Origin of the sequence: Chryseobacterium caseinilyticum (assembly GCF_014837145.1) — a bacterium.
Taxonomy (GTDB): Bacteria; Bacteroidota; Bacteroidia; order Flavobacteriales; family Weeksellaceae; genus Chryseobacterium; species Chryseobacterium caseinilyticum.
The window spans coordinates 1-21,434 of the sequence record NZ_JACYFS010000012.1 but is presented as its reverse complement, the minus strand read 5'-3'; the positions used below and the strand labels follow the sequence as shown (position 1 = coordinate 21,434).

22 protein-coding genes are annotated in these 21,434 nt (G+C 37.9%); 6 read left to right on the top strand and 16 right to left on the bottom strand.

Annotation, left to right across the window (positions count from 1 at the left end):
- Window positions 1-117 precede the first annotated feature (117 nt).
- From IC610_RS19440 to IC610_RS19375, 14 genes are all read right to left on the bottom strand, one after another.
- Window positions 118-564, bottom strand: coding sequence for a DUF3872 domain-containing protein (locus tag IC610_RS19440; protein WP_191738465.1), 447 nt, complete (start codon window positions 562-564; stop codon window positions 118-120).
- Window positions 565-578: 14 nt separating this feature from the next.
- Window positions 579-1,133: a conjugal transfer protein TraO gene (locus IC610_RS19435; RefSeq protein ID WP_191738463.1), complete on the bottom strand. Its 555-nt coding sequence runs from the start codon at window positions 1,131-1,133 to the stop codon at window positions 579-581.
- 1 nt (window position 1,134) lies between these two features.
- Complete coding sequence (gene traN / locus IC610_RS19430) at window positions 1,135-2,034, bottom strand: conjugative transposon protein TraN (RefSeq protein ID WP_228462973.1); 900 nt, start codon at window positions 2,032-2,034, stop codon at window positions 1,135-1,137.
- A gap of 21 nt (window positions 2,035-2,055) precedes the next feature.
- Window positions 2,056-3,375, bottom strand: a complete 1,320-nt coding sequence (traM, locus tag IC610_RS19425; RefSeq protein ID WP_191738461.1) for a conjugative transposon protein TraM — start codon at window positions 3,373-3,375, stop codon at window positions 2,056-2,058.
- 5 nt (window positions 3,376-3,380) lie between these two features.
- Window positions 3,381-3,650, bottom strand: coding sequence for a nitrogen regulatory IIA protein (locus IC610_RS19420; RefSeq protein ID WP_191738459.1), 270 nt, complete (start codon window positions 3,648-3,650; stop codon window positions 3,381-3,383).
- A gap of 11 nt (window positions 3,651-3,661) precedes the next feature.
- Window positions 3,662-4,285: a conjugative transposon protein TraK gene (gene traK / locus IC610_RS19415; protein WP_191738457.1), complete on the bottom strand. Its 624-nt coding sequence runs from the start codon at window positions 4,283-4,285 to the stop codon at window positions 3,662-3,664.
- 15 nt (window positions 4,286-4,300) lie between these two features.
- Entirely contained in the window at window positions 4,301-5,293 is a 993-nt protein-coding gene (traJ, locus tag IC610_RS19410; protein WP_191738455.1) for a conjugative transposon protein TraJ, read from the bottom strand.
- A gap of 1 nt (window position 5,294) precedes the next feature.
- Window positions 5,295-5,927: a DUF4141 domain-containing protein gene (locus IC610_RS19405; RefSeq protein ID WP_191738452.1), complete on the bottom strand. Its 633-nt coding sequence runs from the start codon at window positions 5,925-5,927 to the stop codon at window positions 5,295-5,297.
- A gap of 30 nt (window positions 5,928-5,957) precedes the next feature.
- Window positions 5,958-8,468: a TraG family conjugative transposon ATPase gene (locus tag IC610_RS19400; protein WP_191738450.1), complete on the bottom strand. Its 2,511-nt coding sequence runs from the start codon at window positions 8,466-8,468 to the stop codon at window positions 5,958-5,960.
- Complete coding sequence (locus tag IC610_RS19395; RefSeq protein ID WP_191738448.1) at window positions 8,465-8,797, bottom strand: DUF4133 domain-containing protein; 333 nt, start codon at window positions 8,795-8,797, stop codon at window positions 8,465-8,467. The genes IC610_RS19400 and IC610_RS19395 overlap by 4 nt, the downstream gene beginning before the upstream one ends.
- A gap of 11 nt (window positions 8,798-8,808) precedes the next feature.
- The gene (locus tag IC610_RS19390) at window positions 8,809-9,114 is read right to left on the bottom strand and encodes a DUF4134 domain-containing protein (protein WP_191738446.1); all 306 of its coding nucleotides are present in this window, start codon (window positions 9,112-9,114) and stop codon (window positions 8,809-8,811) included.
- Between the two features lie 326 nt (window positions 9,115-9,440).
- Entirely contained in the window at window positions 9,441-10,052 is a 612-nt protein-coding gene (locus IC610_RS19385; RefSeq protein ID WP_191738444.1) for a conjugal transfer protein TraD, read from the bottom strand.
- A 2-nt stretch (window positions 10,053-10,054) separates the two neighbouring features.
- Complete coding sequence (locus tag IC610_RS19380; protein WP_191738442.1) at window positions 10,055-10,486, bottom strand: DUF3408 domain-containing protein; 432 nt, start codon at window positions 10,484-10,486, stop codon at window positions 10,055-10,057.
- Window position 10,487: 1 nt separating this feature from the next.
- Entirely contained in the window at window positions 10,488-11,255 is a 768-nt protein-coding gene (locus IC610_RS19375; protein WP_191738501.1) for a ParA family protein, read from the bottom strand.
- A 776-nt stretch (window positions 11,256-12,031) separates the two neighbouring features.
- Between IC610_RS19375 and mobA the strand changes: the two genes are divergently transcribed.
- The 3 genes from mobA to mobC all read left to right on the top strand — a co-directional run bounded on the left by mobA (window position 12,032) and on the right by mobC (window position 15,870).
- On the top strand, window positions 12,032-12,469 hold the full coding sequence (gene mobA / locus IC610_RS19370; RefSeq protein WP_191738440.1) for a conjugal transfer protein MobA: 438 nt from the start codon (window positions 12,032-12,034) through the stop codon (window positions 12,467-12,469).
- A 1-nt stretch (window position 12,470) separates the two neighbouring features.
- On the top strand, window positions 12,471-13,763 hold the full coding sequence (mobB, locus tag IC610_RS19365; protein WP_191738438.1) for a conjugal transfer protein MobB: 1,293 nt from the start codon (window positions 12,471-12,473) through the stop codon (window positions 13,761-13,763).
- A 118-nt stretch (window positions 13,764-13,881) separates the two neighbouring features.
- The gene (gene mobC, locus IC610_RS19360; protein WP_191738436.1) at window positions 13,882-15,870 is read left to right on the top strand and encodes a conjugal transfer protein MobC; all 1,989 of its coding nucleotides are present in this window, start codon (window positions 13,882-13,884) and stop codon (window positions 15,868-15,870) included.
- Window positions 15,871-16,162: 292 nt separating this feature from the next.
- Here mobC and IC610_RS19355 read toward each other — a convergent pair whose 3' ends face one another.
- Together IC610_RS19355 and IC610_RS19350 are read right to left on the bottom strand one after the other, a co-directional pair.
- Window positions 16,163-17,017 carry an RteC domain-containing protein gene (locus IC610_RS19355; protein ID WP_191738434.1) on the bottom strand — a complete coding sequence of 285 codons (855 nt, stop codon included), beginning with the start codon at window positions 17,015-17,017 and terminating at the stop codon, window positions 16,163-16,165.
- Window positions 17,018-17,058: 41 nt separating this feature from the next.
- A complete protein-coding gene (locus IC610_RS19350) occupies window positions 17,059-18,771 on the bottom strand; it encodes a helix-turn-helix transcriptional regulator (RefSeq protein ID WP_191738432.1) in 1,713 nt (570 codons plus the stop codon).
- A 275-nt stretch (window positions 18,772-19,046) separates the two neighbouring features.
- On the opposite strand from IC610_RS19350, the gene IC610_RS19345 reads away from it, so the two are divergent.
- The 3 genes from IC610_RS19345 to IC610_RS19335 all read left to right on the top strand — a co-directional run bounded on the left by IC610_RS19345 (window position 19,047) and on the right by IC610_RS19335 (window position 21,297).
- Entirely contained in the window at window positions 19,047-19,289 is a 243-nt protein-coding gene (locus tag IC610_RS19345; RefSeq protein ID WP_191738431.1) for a hypothetical protein, read from the top strand.
- Window positions 19,290-19,475: 186 nt separating this feature from the next.
- Complete coding sequence (locus tag IC610_RS19340) at window positions 19,476-20,987, top strand: MauE/DoxX family redox-associated membrane protein (protein ID WP_228462972.1); 1,512 nt, start codon at window positions 19,476-19,478, stop codon at window positions 20,985-20,987.
- A gap of 34 nt (window positions 20,988-21,021) precedes the next feature.
- The gene (locus IC610_RS19335) at window positions 21,022-21,297 is read left to right on the top strand and encodes a DUF6520 family protein (RefSeq protein ID WP_191738429.1); all 276 of its coding nucleotides are present in this window, start codon (window positions 21,022-21,024) and stop codon (window positions 21,295-21,297) included.
- Window positions 21,298-21,434 lie beyond the last annotated feature (137 nt).

Genomic DNA, 21,434 nt, shown 5'->3' with positions numbered 1-21,434 from the left:
CTCAAAATCTGATAACAACAATAAAGTACAATATAAAAGGTCCAAAAGCTTATTCGAGAAAGTTAATTCTGTATTAAAAAAGAAGAGATTGACGATTGCCAATCTCTCTCTTCTTCTTCAATCCTTATTATCAAATTGGAATTCCACCTCCTTCTCATTTCCAAAACTATCCTTTATCCAGATTTTAAAATTCTGAGACACCTTTGATGTCGACGTGTAATACAGGCGAAACTCTTTCTGACTGAGCTCATACACATCATTAGGTAAAAAGGGTGCTTCATCATAATACTTCAGTGCTCCGGACCCGTCAAACTGAAAATACCTGATATAGTATTGGGTTTTATTAAAACTGCCGGATGGATGAATTTTTACCCTGATTTCCACTGTTTCATTTTTTGCTATATTTTTAGGAACAGGCATGACTGAAGTTTCAAATGGAAAGTTCTGCTGAATTTCTAGTTCATCATTGTTACATGATGAAAGGATTGCTTCTGTTAAAATTAAAACGGGAATTACGTACAAAATACTTGCAAAGCGTTTCGCTATTTTGATATAATTTTTCATATTGATTAGGTGATTTATAAATTTATTCTTAAACCGATACCAACTGAAGGTCTGATCTGATTACGGGAAGTATTCCAAAGTACTTTTGTTCTGCCAGAAACAATTATTGTGAAACGATCTGAGAGATAGGATTCTATACTTAGCTTTCCGCCAGCACCATATATAAGTGATGAATCATTTGTTAATAGTGAACCGTCATACAATAAGTGGTCACCTCGATTGATTATTTCGTACCCTGCGACAGCACTTAGAGTGAAATTGACCATCAGACTTTTCCCTCGGTTCGCAATAAAATTGAAGCTATAAGCAGCTTCAGAAGTAATTGATTCTACAGGTATTTCAGAAGTCTGGTATGGGATATCGTCTCTTGAATATTCCAATGCATAAAGCATGTAATTTCCTTTTTTGGAGTGAACAATCAATCCACCATTGATAAAATAATGATCTAAATTCCCTGTAAATAATTTTCCCGAGTTGATCTCAATGCCTTTCTGCTTTGGAAGCATTCGTTGCGCGCTAATTGTTTGGCTAGTGATGAGCAACACCATGATGATGATAAACCTTTTCATCTTATTTAAGTCTTAAATGGATATCTTTAACAAGCTTTGCATTGATCAGATCAGCATTTTCAACCTGTATCTTTTGATGCCTTCCACCCTCTTCTTCAAAAACGTCAATTTCCAGGATCTGATCTTCCAGTAATGTAAACTGATCTAATAGATAAACCGCCTTTTCATCGGATTGATGATTGATAGTTTTAGTTAAGAAATATTCACGAATCGGAGTCAGCATTTTATCCTGAACTACTGTTTTCTTTAGATTTTTCTTATCGACAATCTTAAAACTGACAAAATTGATCTTGTAGGGAAGATTACTCTTGTTTTTAAGATTTACAACAAAATAAAATTGCCCTTCGTGAATATACAAAGACTGTAAGACTAAATGAATTCCAAAAGTTTTTGACGCCAAATGTTTGATGGTGCTCTTTGAATTTTCGTATAATGTCTTCATCAACAGTTCTGTCAGTGAAGAAGAATTTCCTTTAAGGTCTTCAAACAGTACTTCTGACGCATAGCCTTTTTCATGCTTTCTCTGCAACTTTAGAAGATCATAATTCAAAGTGTCAGGATAAGAACTGTAAAATACATCGAAGCTGTAGAATTTACCATCCTGAGTAATGACTGAAAAATTGGTTTCTTCATCAAAATCTCTGACGCCGGCTTTAATTCGGAGCACATTTCCTACATCCTCAGCTTTATTGGCAATGAGATTTTCACTCCCCAAATCAACGTATCGGATGGGTGAAGGAAATAATAAATGGGTCGTTTTGTTGTATGTAACTTCCATTTTATAAGGTTCTAATTTTGCCTCGTTGAGTGAAGCAAATTCCGGCATTTCCTGAGCATTGAATTGACCCGCGGAAATCGCTGTAAGGATGAAGATCATCCATTTTTTAAATATTGTGTTCATTGTTGTTATTTGTTTGTGTGTTTATTTTTTGGAGACCAGAAAAACCTGATGTCCGGCTTTAACAGTTACTTTTGGAAGCCTGACTTTCTTCTGGAAATAACCTGAAACTCCCTGAACAACTCCCTTTGTCAGATCTGCGGCAATTTGCTGTCCTGCTGATTGGGTCATCATAATATTCGTTCCGGAAGTCTGTCCCATATTTGCCAAAATCTCAGTCACGGCATTTTGTTCCGGCGAATAAGGATTATGAAGTCCCGGTTGACCGTCATTATCATGGATATTGATTTCAACATTTTGAATGTTCCCTTTGTATTCAATTGTTGAAATCTTAAGTTGCAGTCTTCCCACCTGAAATTTACCTGATGCTTTTAAAAGTGTTCCTTCAGGAATCAACATTTTTGCAAGCATCATCGGTTGCGAAAGTCTCAAGATGACCATGCTTTCACCAGTAATGGTTTTTGTCTCATGGATGACTGCCCGGATACTGTTTCTGTTTTGAAAACCTTTAGTCTCATAGTAGTTCTGCAACCCACTAAATCTGTTTTTTTGCAATCCTTCTAAAAAAGCACTGTCGCTGACTTCCCGGTAAAGACTTGATACCATATTCTTGCTGACAGGCTGGACAGCGGTGACCTGTAATTTCTTCTGGTCGTCATCTTTTTCCGGAAGTTGCTTTTGTTCGGATTTCTCCTGGCTGGCAGAGGTTGGAAGATATTTTGCAGCCATCTGATACGATTTTTCCATCAGTTCAAGCTGATCATTTATTGTTGTTCCTGTAGGCAATGCCTCTCTCTGTGATGATTCATTTTTAAGTCGGGTGATCTCTCTTTTCAGCTGTCTGACCTCCTGATCATCCCGAGTGTAAAAAGAGCCTAATGTCTGTTGTGCATTTCGATAACTGTTGACGGCGTTCTGATCACCCTGTAAAATATTTCGGTTTGGATCTCTTGAAGATTGAGCATGTAAACTTTCCTTGCTTCCATCTTTTAAAGTCTCTGGATCAGTCCAGTAATCTGACAAGGTGGTGAGTGCATTTCTCTTCTCTTCATTTTTATTTTCCAACAATTGATTTTCATACGCTTTCTGTTTGTCTGACTGGAGTTGATCATCAGCAGCCTGTGGTATGACTGAATTAAAACCGATATCGTCTGTAACAATTTTTTCTTTGGGTTTAAAAATCAGGTACAGGCAACCGCAACAAACAATAGCCATCAAAAAATAAATGAGCGGTTTCTTTAATTTTTCCAGCAGTAATCTCCTGTTCTCCTGAACATCATTGTTCGATGATAAATCGGAAGCTCCTTCAGTAACTCTTACCTGAGTTGTATTTGAATCTTTCATTCTGGTCATTTTTGAATGTTCGTAATAGATGTCGTTTTCAAGGACTGATTCATCGGTTGAATACCTGCCGGAATGTTGTTGATGTGTCCACCGATTGGAATGTTTTTACCATTGGCTCCGTTCATCCAGATCTGTACAAATACACAGACGGTCAGCAACGTGTAGGCTGCCAGGAAGACTTTTGTGAACTGTCGCTGTCGTTTTTCCGGCAGAGCTTTCCACTTTTGTTCTGCCTGCCGAATGTATTGGTCAACTGTTTTTCTAAACTTTTTCATAGCTCCTGATTTTAACGGTCAACGGTTTCAACATCTTTATTTTCAACAACGTTGAATTTTTCAATTGTAAATCCCTGAGGATTGCTGTCCGATCTTACCGAGTTTACCAGTGAACAGTTGGTGATCAGACTTCTGATGGTCAGATTGCTGGATCTGATGATGAACTGCCTGGCAAACGTTTGAACAGCGTATGGATAGCTGTTGAAATCTGCGACAACGCTGTCAATCTCAATTCTCTGCTGGATATTTCCACTGATCATCCGGTTGTAATATCCCTTTTCTGAAAGATCTTTGTAATAGTTAAACGCAGACTGATCAGCCAGATTGAAAGCCCTTTTGACATTGCTTTCAATTGCATTTTTGTCGGGAGCAATGGTAAAGAAGAGTTCATGAAAACGCCTCACGTGCTCCCTTGCTTCTACAGGACGGTTGATCGACATATCCTGAGATAAGGCTACCATCAGCGATTTTCCGTTATCCAAAACGTAGATCTTCTGTCGCTGTTCTTCTGCAAATTGGTATGATTTGAAGATGACCAATCCTACCACTACCAGGCATAACAGCGCAAAAACAAAAGTAAAAAGCCGGATCTGTTTGAAACTGTTTTCTATATTTCTTAAGGTTTTAAATTCCATTGTTGTTTGGTTTAATTATTTTAATAATCTTCCTGAAATATTGCCTGTTGCTGAACCTGCGGCGGCACCGGCAATGTTTCCGGATTTCTGTGCGGTCTGGTTGACATTGCGCGTAAAGTTGCCTGCACCTCCGGCCTGTATAACCCAGCCAGTTACCGTCGGTACTGTAAAGTATCCGATGATTCCGATAATCATAAAGATGATATAGACCGTGTTGGATGTATCAGGAATGAAATCAGGATCGGAAAGCATTTCAATATCTCTTTCGATAATCAGTGACTGGATCTTAGCAAGTATTGCACTGAATATATCTGCGACGGGAAGCCATAAGTACACACTGATATACCGGGTGAGCCACTGAGTCAGTGTGGACTGAAATCCATCCCAAACCGAAATAGCAAATGCTATAGGTCCGAGAATTGAAAGGACGATCAGAAAGAAGGTTCTGACCGTATCAATAACCAAAGCTGCTGCCTGAAAAAGTATCTCCAAAAATTCACGAAAGCCATTCCTGATCTGTTTTTTGACCTCAAACATCTGCCTTTCCATATACATCCCTGACATCGTGACCAGATCCGATGGTGACCAGCCCAGCTCTTCAAGTTTTTTATCAAATTCCTCATCTGATGCCAGATAGGCCATCTCAGGATTGCGAAGCATAGCCTCCCTTTCTAACAGATCTTTTTTCTGCTGCAATTCATTCAGATCCAAAACCTGACCTTCCAGCATGGAATGACTGCCTTCAACTATGGGACTCAAAACTCCGTTAATGCTTCCTAGAACCAATGTTGAGAAGAACATGATACAGATTCCAATGGCAAAAGGTCTGAGCATGGGAAAGAGGTCAATCGGTTCGGCCTTGCTTAAAGACTGCCAGACTTTAATAGCAACATAAAACAAGGCTCCCAATCCGGCAACAGCTTTTGCCACATTGGCCATTTCTTCGCAAAGCGGCATCATCTCTTCATATACCGAGCGAAGTACTTCGTGTAAATTAGTCTCTTCCATCTTACCAGTATTTTTGATTTGCCGTACCGTAAAGATTTAAAACCCTTTGGGCATTGTTCTGCTTTTTAGCCCGAAGATAGCTGACAGAGATATTTTTGTTCGTGTAGTAGCGAACCAGATTATGATAATCCTTCACTTCTTTATAAACCCTGTCAATGACATCCATTCTCTCTTTGTCATTCAGGGACAAATTGGTGGAGGTGACAATCTGCTTTAACTCCTTAAGCAGTTCAGTACTTTCGTTAAGTAATGTGGAATACCCGTTGGCAATGGCGGTCAGTTCCTGTGTATTAAAGCTCGGGTCATTAAGCATCTTTCCGAAATTATTGACATACATGTCAGACACATCACCCACTAACAGAACGGTCTGCTGTACCTTTCTGGCGTCCTTGACCAGATTGTTGACTGCTTTGAGTTTGTCATAATATTCCTTACCCTGTTCGTAAACTTTTTTCACTTCATTAAAGTTTTTGACCACATTGGAAACTGTATTTGAAGTCTGCACAATTTCATTAGCGGAGTTCAATATTCCGGATGCCAGATTCGCAGGATCGGTCACGACAAATTGTGCATGTGCCGAAGTTATGGAAGCAGCTGTGGCGACCAAAACTGTTGTAATGATTAGATTTTTCATTGCTTTTAATTTTAATTGATTGATTATTTTTCAGATATTGTCTTTAGTCTTTTTAATCCTTTTTAGGGATATCCTCCTGATGGCATGTTCTATATTCCCATCAAGTTCTGAAGCCAGCTTCATGACTTCCATCTTTTCGGTTTCTTCGGTGGTGTAAGCGAGATATTCCTCTGTAGAAACTTCCGTAGCGTAGACTGCAGAATGGGTTCCGCCTAATCCGATCCACACTTCTTTGTAAAGTCTTTTCGGATCATTGTTCATATTAATCGACAGAACCTGAGCTCTTTCTTTGTCCGTGAGACCGAGCATTGCCTGAATATCATCGAATTTGTTCATGTATTTTCGCTGATCCAATAAGATCTTACAGTCTGAATTATTAATGATACTTTCTTTGACAATCGGTGACTGAATAATATCATCCACTTCCTGCGTTACTACGATGGCTTCACCATAGAATTTTCTTACGGTCTTAAAAAGGTATTTGATGTATTCTGCCATCCCTTCTTTAGCAATGGCTTTCCATGCTTCTTCAATCAGAATAAGTTTTCTGATTCCCTTCAACCGTCTCATTTTGTTTATGAATACTTCCATAATAATGATGGTCACGATGGGAAAAAGAATCTTATGATCTTTGATGGCATCGATCTCAAAAACAATAAACCGTTTGGACAGCAGATCCAGCTGTTGATCTGAATTCAGCAGATAATCGTATTCTCCACCTTTATAATAGGGTTCGAGAACATTCAGGAAGTTGGCGATATCGAAATCTTTCTCACGCACTTTCTTTTGCTCCAATACTGCCTGATAATCGTTTTTTACATAGTCATAAAAACCGTTGAAGGAAGGATGCTGCTCTGCTTTTTTGATCTGCTCAATATATCCGCTGACAGCATTCGATAAGGCGACTTCCTCAGATCTTGTAGGCGCTTCATCATCCCTTTTCCACAAGGTGAGAATCAGAGTTTTAATACTTTCTCTTTTCTCAATATCAAAAATACCATCGTCTGTATAGAATGGATTAAAAGCAATCGGATTGTCCTCTGTATAGGTAAAATATACTCCATCCTCCCCTTTTGTTTTCCCTTTAATTAATTCACAAAGACCCTGGTAAGAATTTCCGGTATCAACCAATAGTACATGAGCTCCCTGTTCATAATACTGTCTGACCATATGGTTTGTAAAAAATGATTTTCCGCTTCCTGATGGCCCAAGAATAAACTTGTTTCTATTGGTGATAATTCCCTGCTTCATCGGAAGATCGGAGATATCCAGGTGAATTGGTTTTCCGGTCAACCGGTCAGCCATCTTGATTCCAAAAGGAGATGGTGAATTTTGATAATTGGTTTCTTCAGTGAAGAAACAGAGGGCGGGTTCGATAAACGTGTAAAAACTTTCCTCGCTTGGAAAATCACCTGCATTTCCGGGAATGCCTGACCAATACAATGTGGCAACATCGGTGGTATTATGCCGGGGTTTGCATTCCATTAAAGCCAGTGCACTTCCTGTATCATTTTTGATCTGTTTTAATTCAGCAGGATGGTCTGACCAAGACATAACATTAAAGTGTGCGCGGATGGATTGCAGACCAAATGAATGTGCTTCATTAAGGTATTTCTCAATCCATTCTTTATTGATCTGATTGGCTCTGCTGTATCTGGCCAGCGAGTGCATATTTCTGGCGGACTTTTCAAATTTACTCAGGTTATCATCACTGTTGTCTATAAACAGATATTGATTATAGATGTGATTGCAGTTGAGTAAAAGTCCTGCCGGAGCAGCAAAAGACAGCAGACAGTCGCTGCGGTCTGTACTTAATTTTTCATAACGGCTGTGAGAAGTTACTGTTCCGGGAAGATCATCGGTGTCAGAAAGCGTGTGTATACTGATTCGGTTATTGCCGATCCGCATTTCTTCTGCACCTAGATTAATATCCTGCAGGGATGGATTGTGGTCTCTGGATAAAGTCAGGTACTGTTCCAATAATCCTGACTGATCTTTTGTTCCGGTAATCTCATCTTCTGTCATTCTTTCCAGTCCCACATATCCACTGTCATTTATGATTCTTTCGAACTGATCTACTGATTCCATGAATCTTCCAATAACTTCTTTATCTCTGATCTCTTTTGGGATGAGTTTTCCTTTGCAGAGCGATGAGAAATTGCTCTGCAGTCTCATTCGTTCTTTACTGGTTTTAGTGATGAAGAGATAGCAGTAATGATTCAGAAAAGGTCTTTCATTAAAATGTCTTTCGAAGGATTTGGACAAAAAACTTTGATCCTCTTTTGACAGGTCAGGAGTGTAATTTTCTTTGATAAACCAATCCTGCTTGTGAACAATGCTGTAATCAGGCAATGTCTTAATCGCTTTAAACCATACGGAATGGATAGCTTCATACTCTGCTGAAGCAACAGTAAAGAGCTCCGGCAGTCTTACTTTGAAACAAACTGTAACATCAGCATCTTTTGAAATAATACAGTGTTCTTCTACTGCAAGCAAGGGAAATTTGCTTTCTAAAGTTGCTGCCCTGGATGTATTTCTCATGCTGTTGCTTTTTTAGAATTTATTCTGCTGTATCGGAAGATGGACTTTCGGCTGATAATGTAACGGGGATGTTTTTTCCTCGCACCGAGTTTCATCAGTCCGTGCTCACCGTATTTTCTGTTTAAAGAGAAGGTCTGCCAGACCAGCAGACTGCTGCTGATTCCTCCAATCGATAAACAGATGTAGGTATTGACTCCGGCCATGTAGAGGATCATGACCAACACTAAAAGTCCCAGTAGTCCACCAGCAAAGATGAACAGATACTGAGCTTTCAGTCCTTTGAACTCAACCGTTCGTCCGATTCCCTTGTTGATATGATAGGTATTCATATTCAGTGTTTTTAGAGGAAGAATGAACGGAGGATGGTAGCGGCTACGATAAGGAAGATACATGCTCCGAACCAGCTGGCTGCAGTCTTGCTGGTGTCGGGATCACCACTGCTGAATTTGTTGTAGACCTTTACTCCCCCGATGAGTCCGACGACTGCTCCGATAGCGTAGATAAGTTGGGTTGCAGGCTCGAAATAGGAAGTGACCATTTGGGTGGCTTCGTTAATACCGGCGGTGCCGTTGCCTTGTGCGAATGTTTGAGATGCAGTAAAAAGAAATAAACCGCAGATCAGAAATTTAATCTTCTGTTTTTTCATAATTGAAACATTTTAGTTCACGAAAACTGCACTCTGCAGCTTTCGGGAACAAATGTATCGGGAGCATTGAAGGATACTGGTAAACTGGAATGATCTGAGAGACATTGGCGTCGGATTGCTTTACTACACTATAGCAGTAAGTCATTCTCAAAATAAAATCAGGTATGCAGCAATTTAAGAAGCATAAAAAAACCCAGCAAATGCCGGGTAAAAAACTAATAACCATGAAAACTCAAATAAATTGAGAATGATACAAAAGTAGGTCTTATTAAAACTAAAAAAACCTAAAGAAACCCAAATAGACTTATCTTTTTGTTAAGATTGAGCTAGATAAACTCATTGATATCAAATTCTGTCACATCCTTTTTAATGTCCCCCTTAGAGAAGCTGTTGTCCAGCAGTGTTGCTATTTTTACAGACACTCCATTAATAGAACTCTCTAGCAGGTTAAATAATTCTGTGCCCTGAATTTTGCTGAACAGATGGACTGCTGCATCTTTTTCAATGGGTCGCAGGGGATCACTTCTCAACAATCTTCCTGCGTCGTCGAATTCTTCAAAAGTAACTCCCTGAGCTAAATTAGCGGAATCAACTGTAAATCCGTATTTTTTCCATTCCTCTTCCTCCTCTTCCAAATCAACCGGACCGGAAAAAACTTTATCCAGGTCTTCATTAGGAATCTGAAAATATCTTTCCTCTTTTGAGTCTTCGACGTTCAAACGTTCCGATGCTGTCTCCGAATATTTTTTTTCAGGCTCTGAGGAATCTGATTGGTGTCTATTGAGAATGAGTCGCTTTGGCTCTCCCATAACCGATGGATGTTTATTTTTTTTATCTTCACAGGGACTACTTGGGTCAAATATTTTTTTATTGGCAGCCTTATCCTGCATGAGCAGGAAAATGACAATCAAAAGGCATATAATAATTACTGTTTCCATAATTAAAAAATCGGTTTAAACTTATTATTGAAATCTTCAGTGATCGCTTTTTCGAACAGGTCAAAATGATGTTCAAGGATATTGTCCAGATAAGCATATAAGGGAATATTGTCGTCGCCGATTACCTGTACAATACGCGTGAGTCTTTCGTGATACTCCTGCCTGATGTAGATGCTTTTATCACCACGCTTTGCCATGGAATGTGTACTTAGAAACTGGTCTCCATACTTTTCAGTTGATGACTTTTTTGATTTATTTCGTTCTTTGAGCGAAGGCTTATTTTCTGGTGCTGCCAGTTTCGTTACAGCGTCAGCTTCAGATAAACTGTTGGTCTCAGGAACCTCAAACCCATCTTTTTTTACTCCATCGACCATCATATTCATCATCATTTGTTCATCAATAGCCGGTACATTTTTTTTAGAGTTCTTTTCCATTTTACAATTGAATTATTTTTAAGAATTCTTTCACAAATAAATCTAATTGACAAACCTTCATCAGGCGTTCATCTGGCGGAAGTAAAGTGGAACGGAAAATATTTTTGCTGTCAATTTCACTTTCTTTCCGAAACCGTGTACTGTTTTTAATGCGGCTATCCATCAGGCTAAGGTCTAATTGCTTTATAAGTTGTCCGTAAATTATATATAGCGGTGTGTTTTCCCTGCCGTCCACCTGATTCCAGAAGAGGTTTACTGTCTCAATAGAGGTCTCCCCTTTTTTCATCACGACATCCTGTAATAACTGTGTGAAGACTAGTGTACTCTCCATAACCAGCCTGTCTGCCGTTATAGGTGTAAAGATATGGTGCATACCCGCAATCGCGTTCAGTATTCCTGACGAATTGACGGTTCCGGGCAGATCGAAAAAAATAACATCAGGAGATACCGCCGAAGATTGAATAAAATCTTTCGCAGCCTCCAAAACCGTATCTGCCTTGTGCTGAATAATGGGATAGGCTTTTTTATTAATTACTGTAAACTGTCTGTAAGCTTGTTTTTTTAAAGTCTCATTTTCCATAACCATTGTCAAGTCACGAGATTTCATTTTTGACAGACTGTACTGAGGAAAATCTGCGTCAAACACCGCAACATTGTATCCCATCCTGTAATGTAAAGTACTTGCCAGCAAAGTGGTGAATGTGCTTTTTCCTACACCCCCTTTCTGAGATGAAAATGCAATGAACAAAGTTTTCTTTTTTGTATCCATATCTAAAAATTTAAGTACCAAAATAATTTCATAATGCTGTCCCTCAGCCCTACAGTCAGCCATCTCTTCAATCTGCATTCTGAATGGCTTTCTTGCGGGCAGATGAGATTTAATGCTTGTGAGCCTGCTCATATGCAAAGCCGATGGATTGCAGAACTGTTGTCAGTGATGCAATCTTTCTTTCAAGAATGCCATCACACACACTACCTGTTTACCTGGCATAATATACGGAGCGTCATATCTGCTTCAGTCTTTCTGATTTGACTTCAGCCATTCTGTCATGCGAGCTGCCTTGAATTCCAGCAATCCTGCTTTCCTGCATTCCTCCTCTCTGTAACAAACTTCATCCTTCAAGCAGACAAACAGTAGAGTGATCATCCAGGACTGTCAGAGTGCCGGCAAACACTACACTGCAAAGCAAAAAACTTACAGCATATTATCATAGCCTATGGCGCTTCATGTCACTATAAAGTACAGTTTGTCCTTAATGAAGTTAATCGAACCTTATTGGTTAAGCGCTTACTTTGCTTCAGGAAATCCAGTAAATGTTCACACTTCATTTTTATGAGATTTTTGATTTAATGGGGAATGTTATGATCATGTGGAATTACTATACATTAATCATCTACTTATTAATAAGGGTGTTCACCGGAACACGGCAAGTTGTGTTTTGAGTGCCTCATAACTGTTTTTTGTGCCTCAAAACAACTTGCCCTGCCGGGAGAGGGAAACATTCTCCGAAGTCGAAGTTTTTATCATTAAATATTTACAGCATTATGACCTACCAAAATAATAAGTACAGAAGTAAGGGTGGCAGAAAACCTAAGATCAATCCAAGTACACATCGCCACGTTTTTAGACTTACAGATGAAGAAAATGACCGTATAATGATGCTTTTTGAAGAGTCAGGACTTTCTAATAAAGCAAAATTTATAGTCTCAGTATTATTTTCGAAAGAAATTAAAACGGTGAAAATTGATAAGGGAGCGGTAGACTATTATATGCGGTTAACCTCTTTTTATTCTCAGTTTCGTGCAGTTGGAGTCAATTATAATCAGGTGGTAAAGCTCTTACATACACAGTTTTCTGACCGGAAAGCAGCTGCATTTTTATATAAATTGGAAAAGCAGACTGCCGAGTTAGCCGCGTTGTGTAAAAAAATCATTGAGATGACGGAAGAATTTAATCGAAATCACCTGAAAAAAGAACCATAAAATGATTGCAAAAATTGGGAGAAGCAGTAATCTGTATGGTGCGCTAGCCTACAATCATAAGAAGGTTGAAAGTGAGAAAGGAAAAATTTTAATGACCAATAAAATGATTGAAACGACTGATGGCCGGTATTCAGTATCTCAATTAGCACAATCATTTGATTCTTATCTGGCAGCAAACCGAAATACAGAAAAGTACACTCTGCATATCTCATTGAATCCTGATCCAAAAGATAAGATCAGCGATGAAGGTTTTGTAAGGCTTGCACAGGAATATATGCAAGAGATGGGATATGGAGAACAGCCTTATGTTGTTTTTAAACATCTGGATATAGAACGGACGCACATTCATATTGTTTCAGTAGCTGTTGATGAGATGGGAAGAAAGATTTCAGATCGCTTTGAGAAAAGAAGATCAATGGAGATATGCAGAGCGTTGGAAAACAAGTTCGAATTAGCTCCTGCTACAGTGAAGAGAGATGATAAATATGACTTGACATTTCATCCTGTCGATTACAGAGCTGGCGATGTTAAAAAGCAGATTGCCTCCGTCATCCGTCATCTTCCGAAATACTACCGCTACCGGAGCTTAGGAGAATACAATGCATTGCTTTCTCTCTTTAATATTACAACAGAAAAAGCAGATGGTGAACTTCAAGGTAAATTACAAAGTGGCCTACTCTACTTTCCACTTAATGAAGGTGGTAAAAAAGCAGGAACACCTTTTAAGGCATCCCTGTTTGGCAGAGATGCCGGACTTTCAGCTTTGGAAAAACATTTTCAAAAATGTCGTGAATCTCTTAAAGATAATATCTTAAAATCTCATCTAAAGGGGGTTATTGCCAAAACCTTGGAATCGACATTCAATGAAAATGATTTTAAAAACAACTTAATCAGACAGGGAATTAATACAGTCATTCGGAGAAACAGCAGCGGTATGATGTATGGAATTACATTCATTGACCATACTTCAAAAACTGTATGGAACGGATCAGGTCTGGGGAAAGAATTTTCTTCCAATAGTTTAAATGAAAGATGGAAAAATGAAAATCTATCGGAAAATAAAAAATTACGCAAAGATAAAAATGAAATCCTGAATACAGATAAACCTTCAGTTGCACTGTCAGAAAAACCACATCAACTTTTCGGTTTTTTAGAAAACCATCAGAATGGTAGTCAATCCGAAGAGAGCTTTATGGAATCAGCAGTTGGATTATTATCATTTGATAATGACAGTGTTCAGCAGCAACTTGAATTTGAGCATCAGATGAAAAAGAGACGGAAAAAGAAACGCTGAGGTGCAAAATATCTTCTGCAAAATTGACAAACGCTGCCTAATAATGACGGCAATTTCAATAATGCGGGCTTCAATCTTATCGTATTTTACATTCGCTCCCAAATAATTATATAATCTTATGGGAGAAGATGACGCAAAAAGTCTGGCAAAAATAATGGGGTTCATGAGAGCCATCAGCATTCTGTTGGTTTTGATGCATCTCTATTGGTTTTGTCACGGCTTTTTTTTGGAAAGGGGCTGGACTTTAGATCTTGTAAATAAAATACTGTACAATTTTGACCGTAAAGCAGGTCTGTTTTCAAATCTTTTATATTCCAAAATATTTGCACTCGTTCTATTAGCATTAAGCTGCCTGGGAACAAAAGGGGTAAAGAATGAAAAGATAAAATGGTCTAAAATATATTTTGTTGCGGGGACTGGATTTATCCTCTTTTTTTTAAATTTTCCTTTGTTGGGTATGGTCCTAAACATTGGTCATATTCTTTATATACTGTCCATGGGATTGGGATATATAACTCTGATGGTTGCCGGAGTCTGGATGAGCCGGCTGCTGCGAAATAATCTGATGGATGATGTTTTTAACAGTGAGAATGAAAGCTTTATGCAGGAAACTAAACTGATGCAGAATGAGTACTCTGTCAATCTTCCCACCAAATTTTATTACAAAGGAAAATGGAATGACGGCTATATCAATGTTGTCAATCCCTTCAGAGCAACAATCGTTTTAGGAACGCCGGGTTCAGGTAAATCTTATGCTATTGTCAATAATTACATCAGGCAGCATATAGAAAAAGGCTTTTCAATGTATATTTATGATTTTAAATTTGATGATCTTTCTACGATTGCGTACAATCATTTGTTAAAGCACACTGCTCGGTACACAGTGCATCCAAAATTCTTTGTAATTAATTTTGATGATCCAAGGAAAAGCCATCGTTGCAATCCATTGAATCCAGATTTTATGACTGATATTTCAGATGCTTATGAAGCTGCCTATACCATTATGCTGAATCTGAATAGAAGCTGGATACAGAAGCAGGGTGATTTTTTTGTTGAATCCCCGATTATATTACTCGCTGCGATTATTTGGTTTTTGAAGATCTATGAGCATGGAAAGTACTGTACATTTCCACACGCCATCGAACTGTTAAATAAAAAATATTCAGATGTCTTTACCATTCTAACCTCATACCCTGATCTTGAAAACTATCTCTCCCCTTTTATGGATGCCTGGCAAGGTGGCGCACAGGATCAGTTACAGGGACAGATTGCTTCCGCTAAAATTCCGTTATCCCGAATGATTTCCCCGCAGTTATACTGGGTGATGACAGGCGATGATTTTTCACTGGATATTAACAATCCCAAGGAACCTAAAATACTCTGTGTAGGAAATAATCCTGACAGACAGAATATTTATTCTGCTGCTTTGGGTCTTTACAACTCAAGAATTGTTAAGCTGATTAATAAAAAAGGACAGCTGAAGAGCTCAGTAATCATTGATGAGCTGCCAACCATTTATTTTCGGGGACTTGACAATCTGATTGCCACAGCAAGAAGCAATAAAGTAGCAGTCTGTCTGGGATTTCAGGATTTTTCGCAGCTGACCAGAGATTACGGGGATAAGGAAAGTAAGGTAATCCAGAATACAGTTGGTAATATCTTTAGCGGGCAGGTAGTAGGCGAAACAGCTAAAAGCCTGTCGGAACGTTTCGGAAAAGTTCTGCAGAAAAGACAAAGCATATCAATCAACAGAAATGACACTTCCACCTCTATCTCAACACAACTGGATACTTTAATTCCTGCCTCGAAAATATCTACGTTAACACAGGGGGTTTTTGTCGGAGCAGTGTCTGATAATTTTGATGAAAGGATTGAGCAGAAAATGTTTCATGCTGAAATTGTTGTCGATAATGATCTGGTTGCGAGAGAAACAAAAAACTATCGGAAAATACCGGAGGTTTTAAGTTTTGTAGATAAGGATGGAAATGATCAAATGAAACAGGTGATTGATGAAAATTACCGAAGAATTAAAACAGACATTTCGGCCATTATCACTTTTGAACTGGAAAGGATTAAAAATGATCCGGATTTGCAGCATTTGATTTAGTAATTATTTTGAAAACAGGATCTGATGATATGCTCTCTACCTCAAGTATCACATATATCTATATATCAAAAGAATTATTTCTGTTGCTATTTAAGTGTTCGAGCTATACCCAATCGGTTTTTAAATAAAAAAACCTCAGCTTAAATGCTGGGGTTTGGATTGAAAGGATATTAAAGATGAATAATATATGCGTTTTTATCCTTCACAATTACTATACCAGAATATTACTCAGTCAGGAGAAAATTTCGCAACTGCTTTCAAAAGTTACAGCATATCGGGAATAACAAACTATCTATTGAAAATCATCCATTTTATTAAAATGCTGAACAAGATGGTCATTGACCATCTGCAGAAATTTTGTTGGACCCTGCTTTCTGTTACGGATTTCAAAAATTGTTTTATGATAATTTCCCAGATCGATATTAAAGGTTTTTTCAGTAAATCTGATGACCTCACTTAGTTCAATGTTTCCTCCATTGAAACAGCTCAGTTGAAAAAGACCGTATACAAGCTCAACCAGCGACACTTTGGATTCAGACCAGACCAGGGTGGTAGGTGCCTCAGCATTGTGATCTCCATACTGACGCAATTTTTCTATTTTCAGGTTAATAAAAATTTCGGTTTCCCTGTGCGCAAGTATTTGTGCAACGAGATGATCATGTGAAGAGGTAAAGTTTTCGTCGTAATTATAAAGCCCGGAGGGTAAACTCATTTTAAGGTCATACATTCTTCTAAGGAAATATTTTTGATCGAGATAACCAGCACCTCTTCTGTAGTAGCTGTAAAATTCAATATGATTATCATGATGCAGAGTGAGCTTTTCAATTTCCTGGCGGTAATAATTAAGTTGCGCTTCGCGGCCGGCAGAAGGCAGATAGGTCAGAATATCGATAACCCTGGAATGATAGATGAATTTTGAAATAAAAAGAGGCTTCAGGTTTTTGAAAAAATAAATCTCATCTGCTGCACATTCAAATTCAAATTTAGTAAGCAGGGATTTTAAGCCTCTGACCGCCTCGTCGATTTTAAAAAGGCTGAGCTCTGAAATCCTTATGAAATCTTCCTCTTTAAGTTCGATGTATTCAAGATCAAGTTTTAATTTTTCGTAAAGTTGTTCTGTCTTTTTTAAAATTGTTTTGTTTACCATGTCCTTTTTTCAGAAATTTACAAACTTCCTGTGGCATTTCGCTATAAGTCTCCCTTAATATCTTTCCTTTTCATCTTGATAAAGTCGGAAACTCCTATCCCATTGACAGACTTAAAATGGGTTGCGAAATTATTTCTCGAAGCAATTCCACACATTTGAGACAAAGCTTTCACCGTAAATTTCAGATAATTTGGATCTGAATTTAGCTTATTGGTTATGTAACTAATTCTTAAATTCATAAGATAGATTGAGAAGTGGGCGCCCTTATAATCATGTATAAATGCAGACAAGTAATTTGGATTTGTCTTGAAGCGATCCGCAAGTTTTACAACAGTCAGTCCGGCTTCAAGAAACTGATGATGGTCTTCAAAATATTGAATCTTAATTTTCAGCCTTCGTACCAGATCACCGGGCAGCTCATTTTTATTCCTTGAGGGAGCTTGTGGCTGTGGCAAAACTTCTTCCTGTTTCTGTGCTATATTAAGTCTGAGAATAAGTTCTGCATACTTCTGCTTCAGATTTTGCTCCCGTTTCCGGTATCTCCGAATCAGAAAAAGGATAAGACCTGAAGAAAGGATAAAGACCAGTAAGATGGTTATTTTCTGTAAATTAATCGACTTCTCCAATTGATGTTTTTCTTTAACCAGTCCCGCTATTTCGAAATCTTCATAGATTTTCTCAGCCAAATATGAAAAGTCCCTTCTTATGCCTTCATTCACCTCAAGGAGCTGATCGGTATAGTACAACTGCTCTTTTTCATTTTGTCTATTTTTATAGTACCTAATCAGACTTCTGTAACTATCTGATGCTTCAGGCAGAAGAAATTGATGCTTGTTGTAGATAGAATCAACTTTTTTAAATTCCATAATTCCCTTTCTGTCATCCCCATGCTTCAGGTAAATATTTCCCAGGTAGAAGTGGATCACGGCTGCCCATGTAAAATCATTTTTCTGCTCAATGACCGGCAAAGCCTTTTTTAAATAATAGAGCGCATCGCTGTACTGATTGTTTTTATAAAAGATAATTCCTGTACATTTAAGAAAATAAGCGCGCTCAAGTGTAAATTCTGATTTATTTTTTGTGGCTGACAGACCTACGTCCAGTAAGCTGTCGGCTTTTGCATTTTGATTGAGGTTCCGATGGCAGATTACCATCTGATGAAGACTGTTCAGATAGCCCCTGCAATAATTAAAACGCAGGTTAGCATTGGTTTCATTTTTTGCTTTATTTTCATTAAACTCTATGGACTGGTTGAAAAGCTGTAATGCCTTGCTGTAATATCCAAGATAGCTTTTGACAACACCCAAATGATAAATAATTTTCTTTTGAAGATATTCATCATCAGTTTTGACAGCATATTGATGCGCTTTAACATATTCATCCGAAGCTAACTGAAATTTTCTGAAATTGAAATAATAAATAATCCCCTTTCCCAAAAATGCATCGCTGATCAATTCATTTTTTTTTGATTTAAATGCTGCTGCAATGGTACTGTCAGCATAGGAAAGCTTCACCTGTGCATCCGTGGTAAAGAATACTGCATCTTTGTATCCTAAACAAAGTTTTTCAAAATTATTCTCCTTTTTTGCTTTCTGAATAAAATTACTGACATAAGGCAGGGCAGCCGTGTCTTCTTTTTCCAGATTTTCATATTTCTTTCTGAGCTCAGCGTAGGATGGGCTGACATTTTTTTGTGACAGCAACATCACTCCGGTGATTAAAAGAAAAAAAGTAAGTATTGTTCTTTCTGACATTCCTAAAATGTGATTGGTGTTCTTCAAAAATAAATAAAAATTGAAAGATAATCCTGCATTTTCTAGGTGGATAAAAGATTCTGACTGCCTAATGAAGAAACAATAAGACATAGTGCCTGTTTCCTGAATTTTTTAGATGCACTAATATCGGAATAAGCGCGTCCTAATTTTAAAATATGCTCCCCATTGCCTTTTATCAGGCACATCTTCCCTCTATCTTTGACCTAAGAATTCTTAATAATCCGGCCGGGAATTATTTACAAAATTTTATTAAAATGAAAAAATCAATCCCACTATTAGGTATTTTATTCGGAAGTTTTGTCGTTCAAAACTGTGCCCATGAAGAAGTAGAATTTGAAACATATAAAATTGCTTCCGGCAATGTCAAGGAGAGCCAACCTACAAGTTATTCCAGCAGGCAGGATTCTACAAAATCGAAAGTTTCTGATTTGGAACTGGAACCTGATCCACCTGTGAAAGACACACATGACTGGAGAAAAAAACCCATAAAATTATGAAAGCTACTCCTCATTTATCTGCTAAAAAGTCAACGGGTCAAACATGTCCGACCAGCGGGACATGGCAGTGTATGGGGAGTTTTAAGACAACCATTACTCTGGCAAAAGGCTCAATAATGCCTGACTACTGCGGAACTGCAGTCCAATGGATATTAATCTCCGTAATTTAATAGTAATAAGAAAATAATGAAAAAACTAATCCCACATGTTCCAAAAGTAGTAAGTTACTTTTTCATTCTGCTTTTTTGTTATGCTGCTGTAAGCAAAGCAATGGACTTTGAAAATTTTCAGGTTCAGATTGGACAGTCTCCCTTACTCAGTGCTTATGCAGGATGGGTTTCATACACAGTGATCATAATTGAAATTGTCGTGGTGTTTTTTCTAAGCATAGATAAATTAAGACAGTCCGGACTATATTTTTCTACAGCATTAATGACAGCATTTACAGTCTACATCTTTCTGATATTGAATTACAGTGACTTTGTACCTTGTTCCTGCGGAGGTATTTTAGAGGACCTTGGGTGGACTGAACATTTAATATTTAATGTATGCTGTGTTGTGTTAGGCGCAATCTCAGTATTGATCAATGCAAAAACTTCTAAATCGACCTATAAAAGATCACTTGCTTACCTGATCATATTCAATTTTACAGCAATCCTATTAGTGACTACTCTATTTCTAAAATCCGAGTACATCATTAAACAGGAAAATAATTTTACCAGAAGATTCCTGATGCATCCGTTGATTAAGACCAGTACCAGAGATATGGAAACATCCAGTTTATATTTTGCAGGTGAAAGTGAAGGGAATATATTTTTGGGGGACCGTAATTTTCCGCAGCAGCTGATTTCTGTCGACAGTTCTTTACGTGAAATAAATCGTTTCAAAATAAAACTCGATTTGAAAAAATACACTTTCAAAAAGATTGAAATCAAAGTTAGTAACGGATATTATTACATCTATGACGGAACTATTCCCATAATCATTAAAGGAAAACTGGGAGACAATGAAAATTGGGAAATCAGTAATAATGACGTATTCTTTAATCAACTTGAAGTCATCAACGACAGTCAGTTTGCATTCAGAACGCAATCTGCAAAATCTAAAAATCTGATGCTGGGCCAACTTACCATCACTAAAACCGGGAAGAATAAGGTGAGATTATTTCCTCAGCTTCTTGAAAGGCAAGATGACGGCGTCTTTGATTCAGACGGTCATTTATCCGCCGATCATAAAAGAGGAGTTGTCAGTTACATTTATTCTTACAGAAATCAATTTTTAGTCATGGATTCAGTGATGCAGCTGAAAAATAAAATGCGGACAATTGATACTATTGAGAAAGCTCAGATTAAAACCAGAGCGCTCTCAGATGGTAGAAACAAAATGGAAAAGCCCCCTCTGAAAGTTAACGGTCAGGCTACTCCATTTCTGGGACTACTGTTCAATCCTTCTGACTTGAGGGGTAAGAATGAGTCCAAAAGGAGATGGAAAAATAGTAAAGTGATCGACATCTACAGAACGGATCAACAGGAATATATCGGAAGCCTGTATATTGAAAAATTTGGAGAAGAAACATTATCAGATTTTTTGATCACCGAAAAAAACTTTTACGCAATTGTTGGTCATCAACTTATCCGATATCGAATAACCAATTCATTACAAAAACATTTTCAAAAACGGGGAAGCCGAAAACCGTAACCTAGAGTAGGCACAATTATCAAATTTTTTTATTATGAAAAAAATTCTTTTTCCTGTAGCCTTAATTATATTAGGAACAGGGTCAGCATTTGCCACAATGATGGCAAAAGAGAGTAAAAAAGCCAATGTAAAAGGCTACAGAATTGTAGATGTCGGCGGCGGACAGTTTGAGTGTCAGAACACTTTACAGGACTGCAGCAACATTGCAATAGGCGCATTCTGCCAATGGACAGCAGATCCAAATGTAGAATTGCACAACGCCGGTGCTTCTGAAACTATGTGTGGCGATAATCTTTACGAGTTGCCATAACAATGAGGGACGCATTTTGGAGGCCACTGAAAAAGTCTTTTCTGATTAAATAGATTAGCGAAAACAGTTTTGTTTTCGCTTTTTTTTGTATTTTAAGGTTGTATTTCAAGATCAAAACCGATGTTATTACAACAGCA

Excerpts from the sequence above, each read along its gene's own strand:
- IC610_RS19340 (WP_228462972.1), top strand. The coding sequence starts at position 19,476 with ATGAAAAAACTAATCCCACATGTTCCAAAAGTAGTAAGTTACTTTTTC.
- IC610_RS19355 (WP_191738434.1), bottom strand. The coding sequence starts at position 17,017 with ATGGTAAACAAAACAATTTTAAAAAAGACAGAACAACTTTACGAAAAA.
- traK (WP_191738457.1), bottom strand. The coding sequence starts at position 4,285 with ATGGAATTTAAAACCTTAAGAAATATAGAAAACAGTTTCAAACAGATC.
- IC610_RS19350 (WP_191738432.1), bottom strand. The coding sequence starts at position 18,771 with ATGTCAGAAAGAACAATACTTACTTTTTTTCTTTTAATCACCGGAGTG.
- IC610_RS19380 (WP_191738442.1), bottom strand. The coding sequence starts at position 10,486 with ATGGAAAAGAACTCTAAAAAAAATGTACCGGCTATTGATGAACAAATG.
- mobB (WP_191738438.1), top strand. The coding sequence starts at position 12,471 with ATGATTGCAAAAATTGGGAGAAGCAGTAATCTGTATGGTGCGCTAGCC.
- mobA (WP_191738440.1), top strand. The coding sequence starts at position 12,032 with ATGACCTACCAAAATAATAAGTACAGAAGTAAGGGTGGCAGAAAACCT.
- IC610_RS19390 (WP_191738446.1), bottom strand. The coding sequence starts at position 9,114 with ATGAAAAAACAGAAGATTAAATTTCTGATCTGCGGTTTATTTCTTTTT.
- mobC (WP_191738436.1), top strand. The coding sequence starts at position 13,882 with ATGGGAGAAGATGACGCAAAAAGTCTGGCAAAAATAATGGGGTTCATG.
- IC610_RS19385 (WP_191738444.1), bottom strand. The coding sequence starts at position 10,052 with ATGGAAACAGTAATTATTATATGCCTTTTGATTGTCATTTTCCTGCTC.
- IC610_RS19420 (WP_191738459.1), bottom strand. The coding sequence starts at position 3,650 with ATGAAAAAGTTTAGAAAAACAGTTGACCAATACATTCGGCAGGCAGAA.
- IC610_RS19345 (WP_191738431.1), top strand. The coding sequence starts at position 19,047 with ATGAAAAAATCAATCCCACTATTAGGTATTTTATTCGGAAGTTTTGTC.
- IC610_RS19400 (WP_191738450.1), bottom strand. The coding sequence starts at position 8,468 with ATGAGAAATACATCCAGGGCAGCAACTTTAGAAAGCAAATTTCCCTTG.
- traN (WP_228462973.1), bottom strand. The coding sequence starts at position 2,034 with ATGAACACAATATTTAAAAAATGGATGATCTTCATCCTTACAGCGATT.
- traJ (WP_191738455.1), bottom strand. The coding sequence starts at position 5,293 with ATGGAAGAGACTAATTTACACGAAGTACTTCGCTCGGTATATGAAGAG.
- IC610_RS19440 (WP_191738465.1), bottom strand. The coding sequence starts at position 564 with ATGAAAAATTATATCAAAATAGCGAAACGCTTTGCAAGTATTTTGTAC.
- IC610_RS19395 (WP_191738448.1), bottom strand. The coding sequence starts at position 8,797 with ATGAATACCTATCATATCAACAAGGGAATCGGACGAACGGTTGAGTTC.
- IC610_RS19375 (WP_191738501.1), bottom strand. The coding sequence starts at position 11,255 with ATGGATACAAAAAAGAAAACTTTGTTCATTGCATTTTCATCTCAGAAA.
- IC610_RS19335 (WP_191738429.1), top strand. The coding sequence starts at position 21,022 with ATGAAAAAAATTCTTTTTCCTGTAGCCTTAATTATATTAGGAACAGGG.
- traM (WP_191738461.1), bottom strand. The coding sequence starts at position 3,375 with ATGAAAGATTCAAATACAACTCAGGTAAGAGTTACTGAAGGAGCTTCC.
- IC610_RS19435 (WP_191738463.1), bottom strand. The coding sequence starts at position 1,133 with ATGAAAAGGTTTATCATCATCATGGTGTTGCTCATCACTAGCCAAACA.
- IC610_RS19405 (WP_191738452.1), bottom strand. The coding sequence starts at position 5,927 with ATGAAAAATCTAATCATTACAACAGTTTTGGTCGCCACAGCTGCTTCC.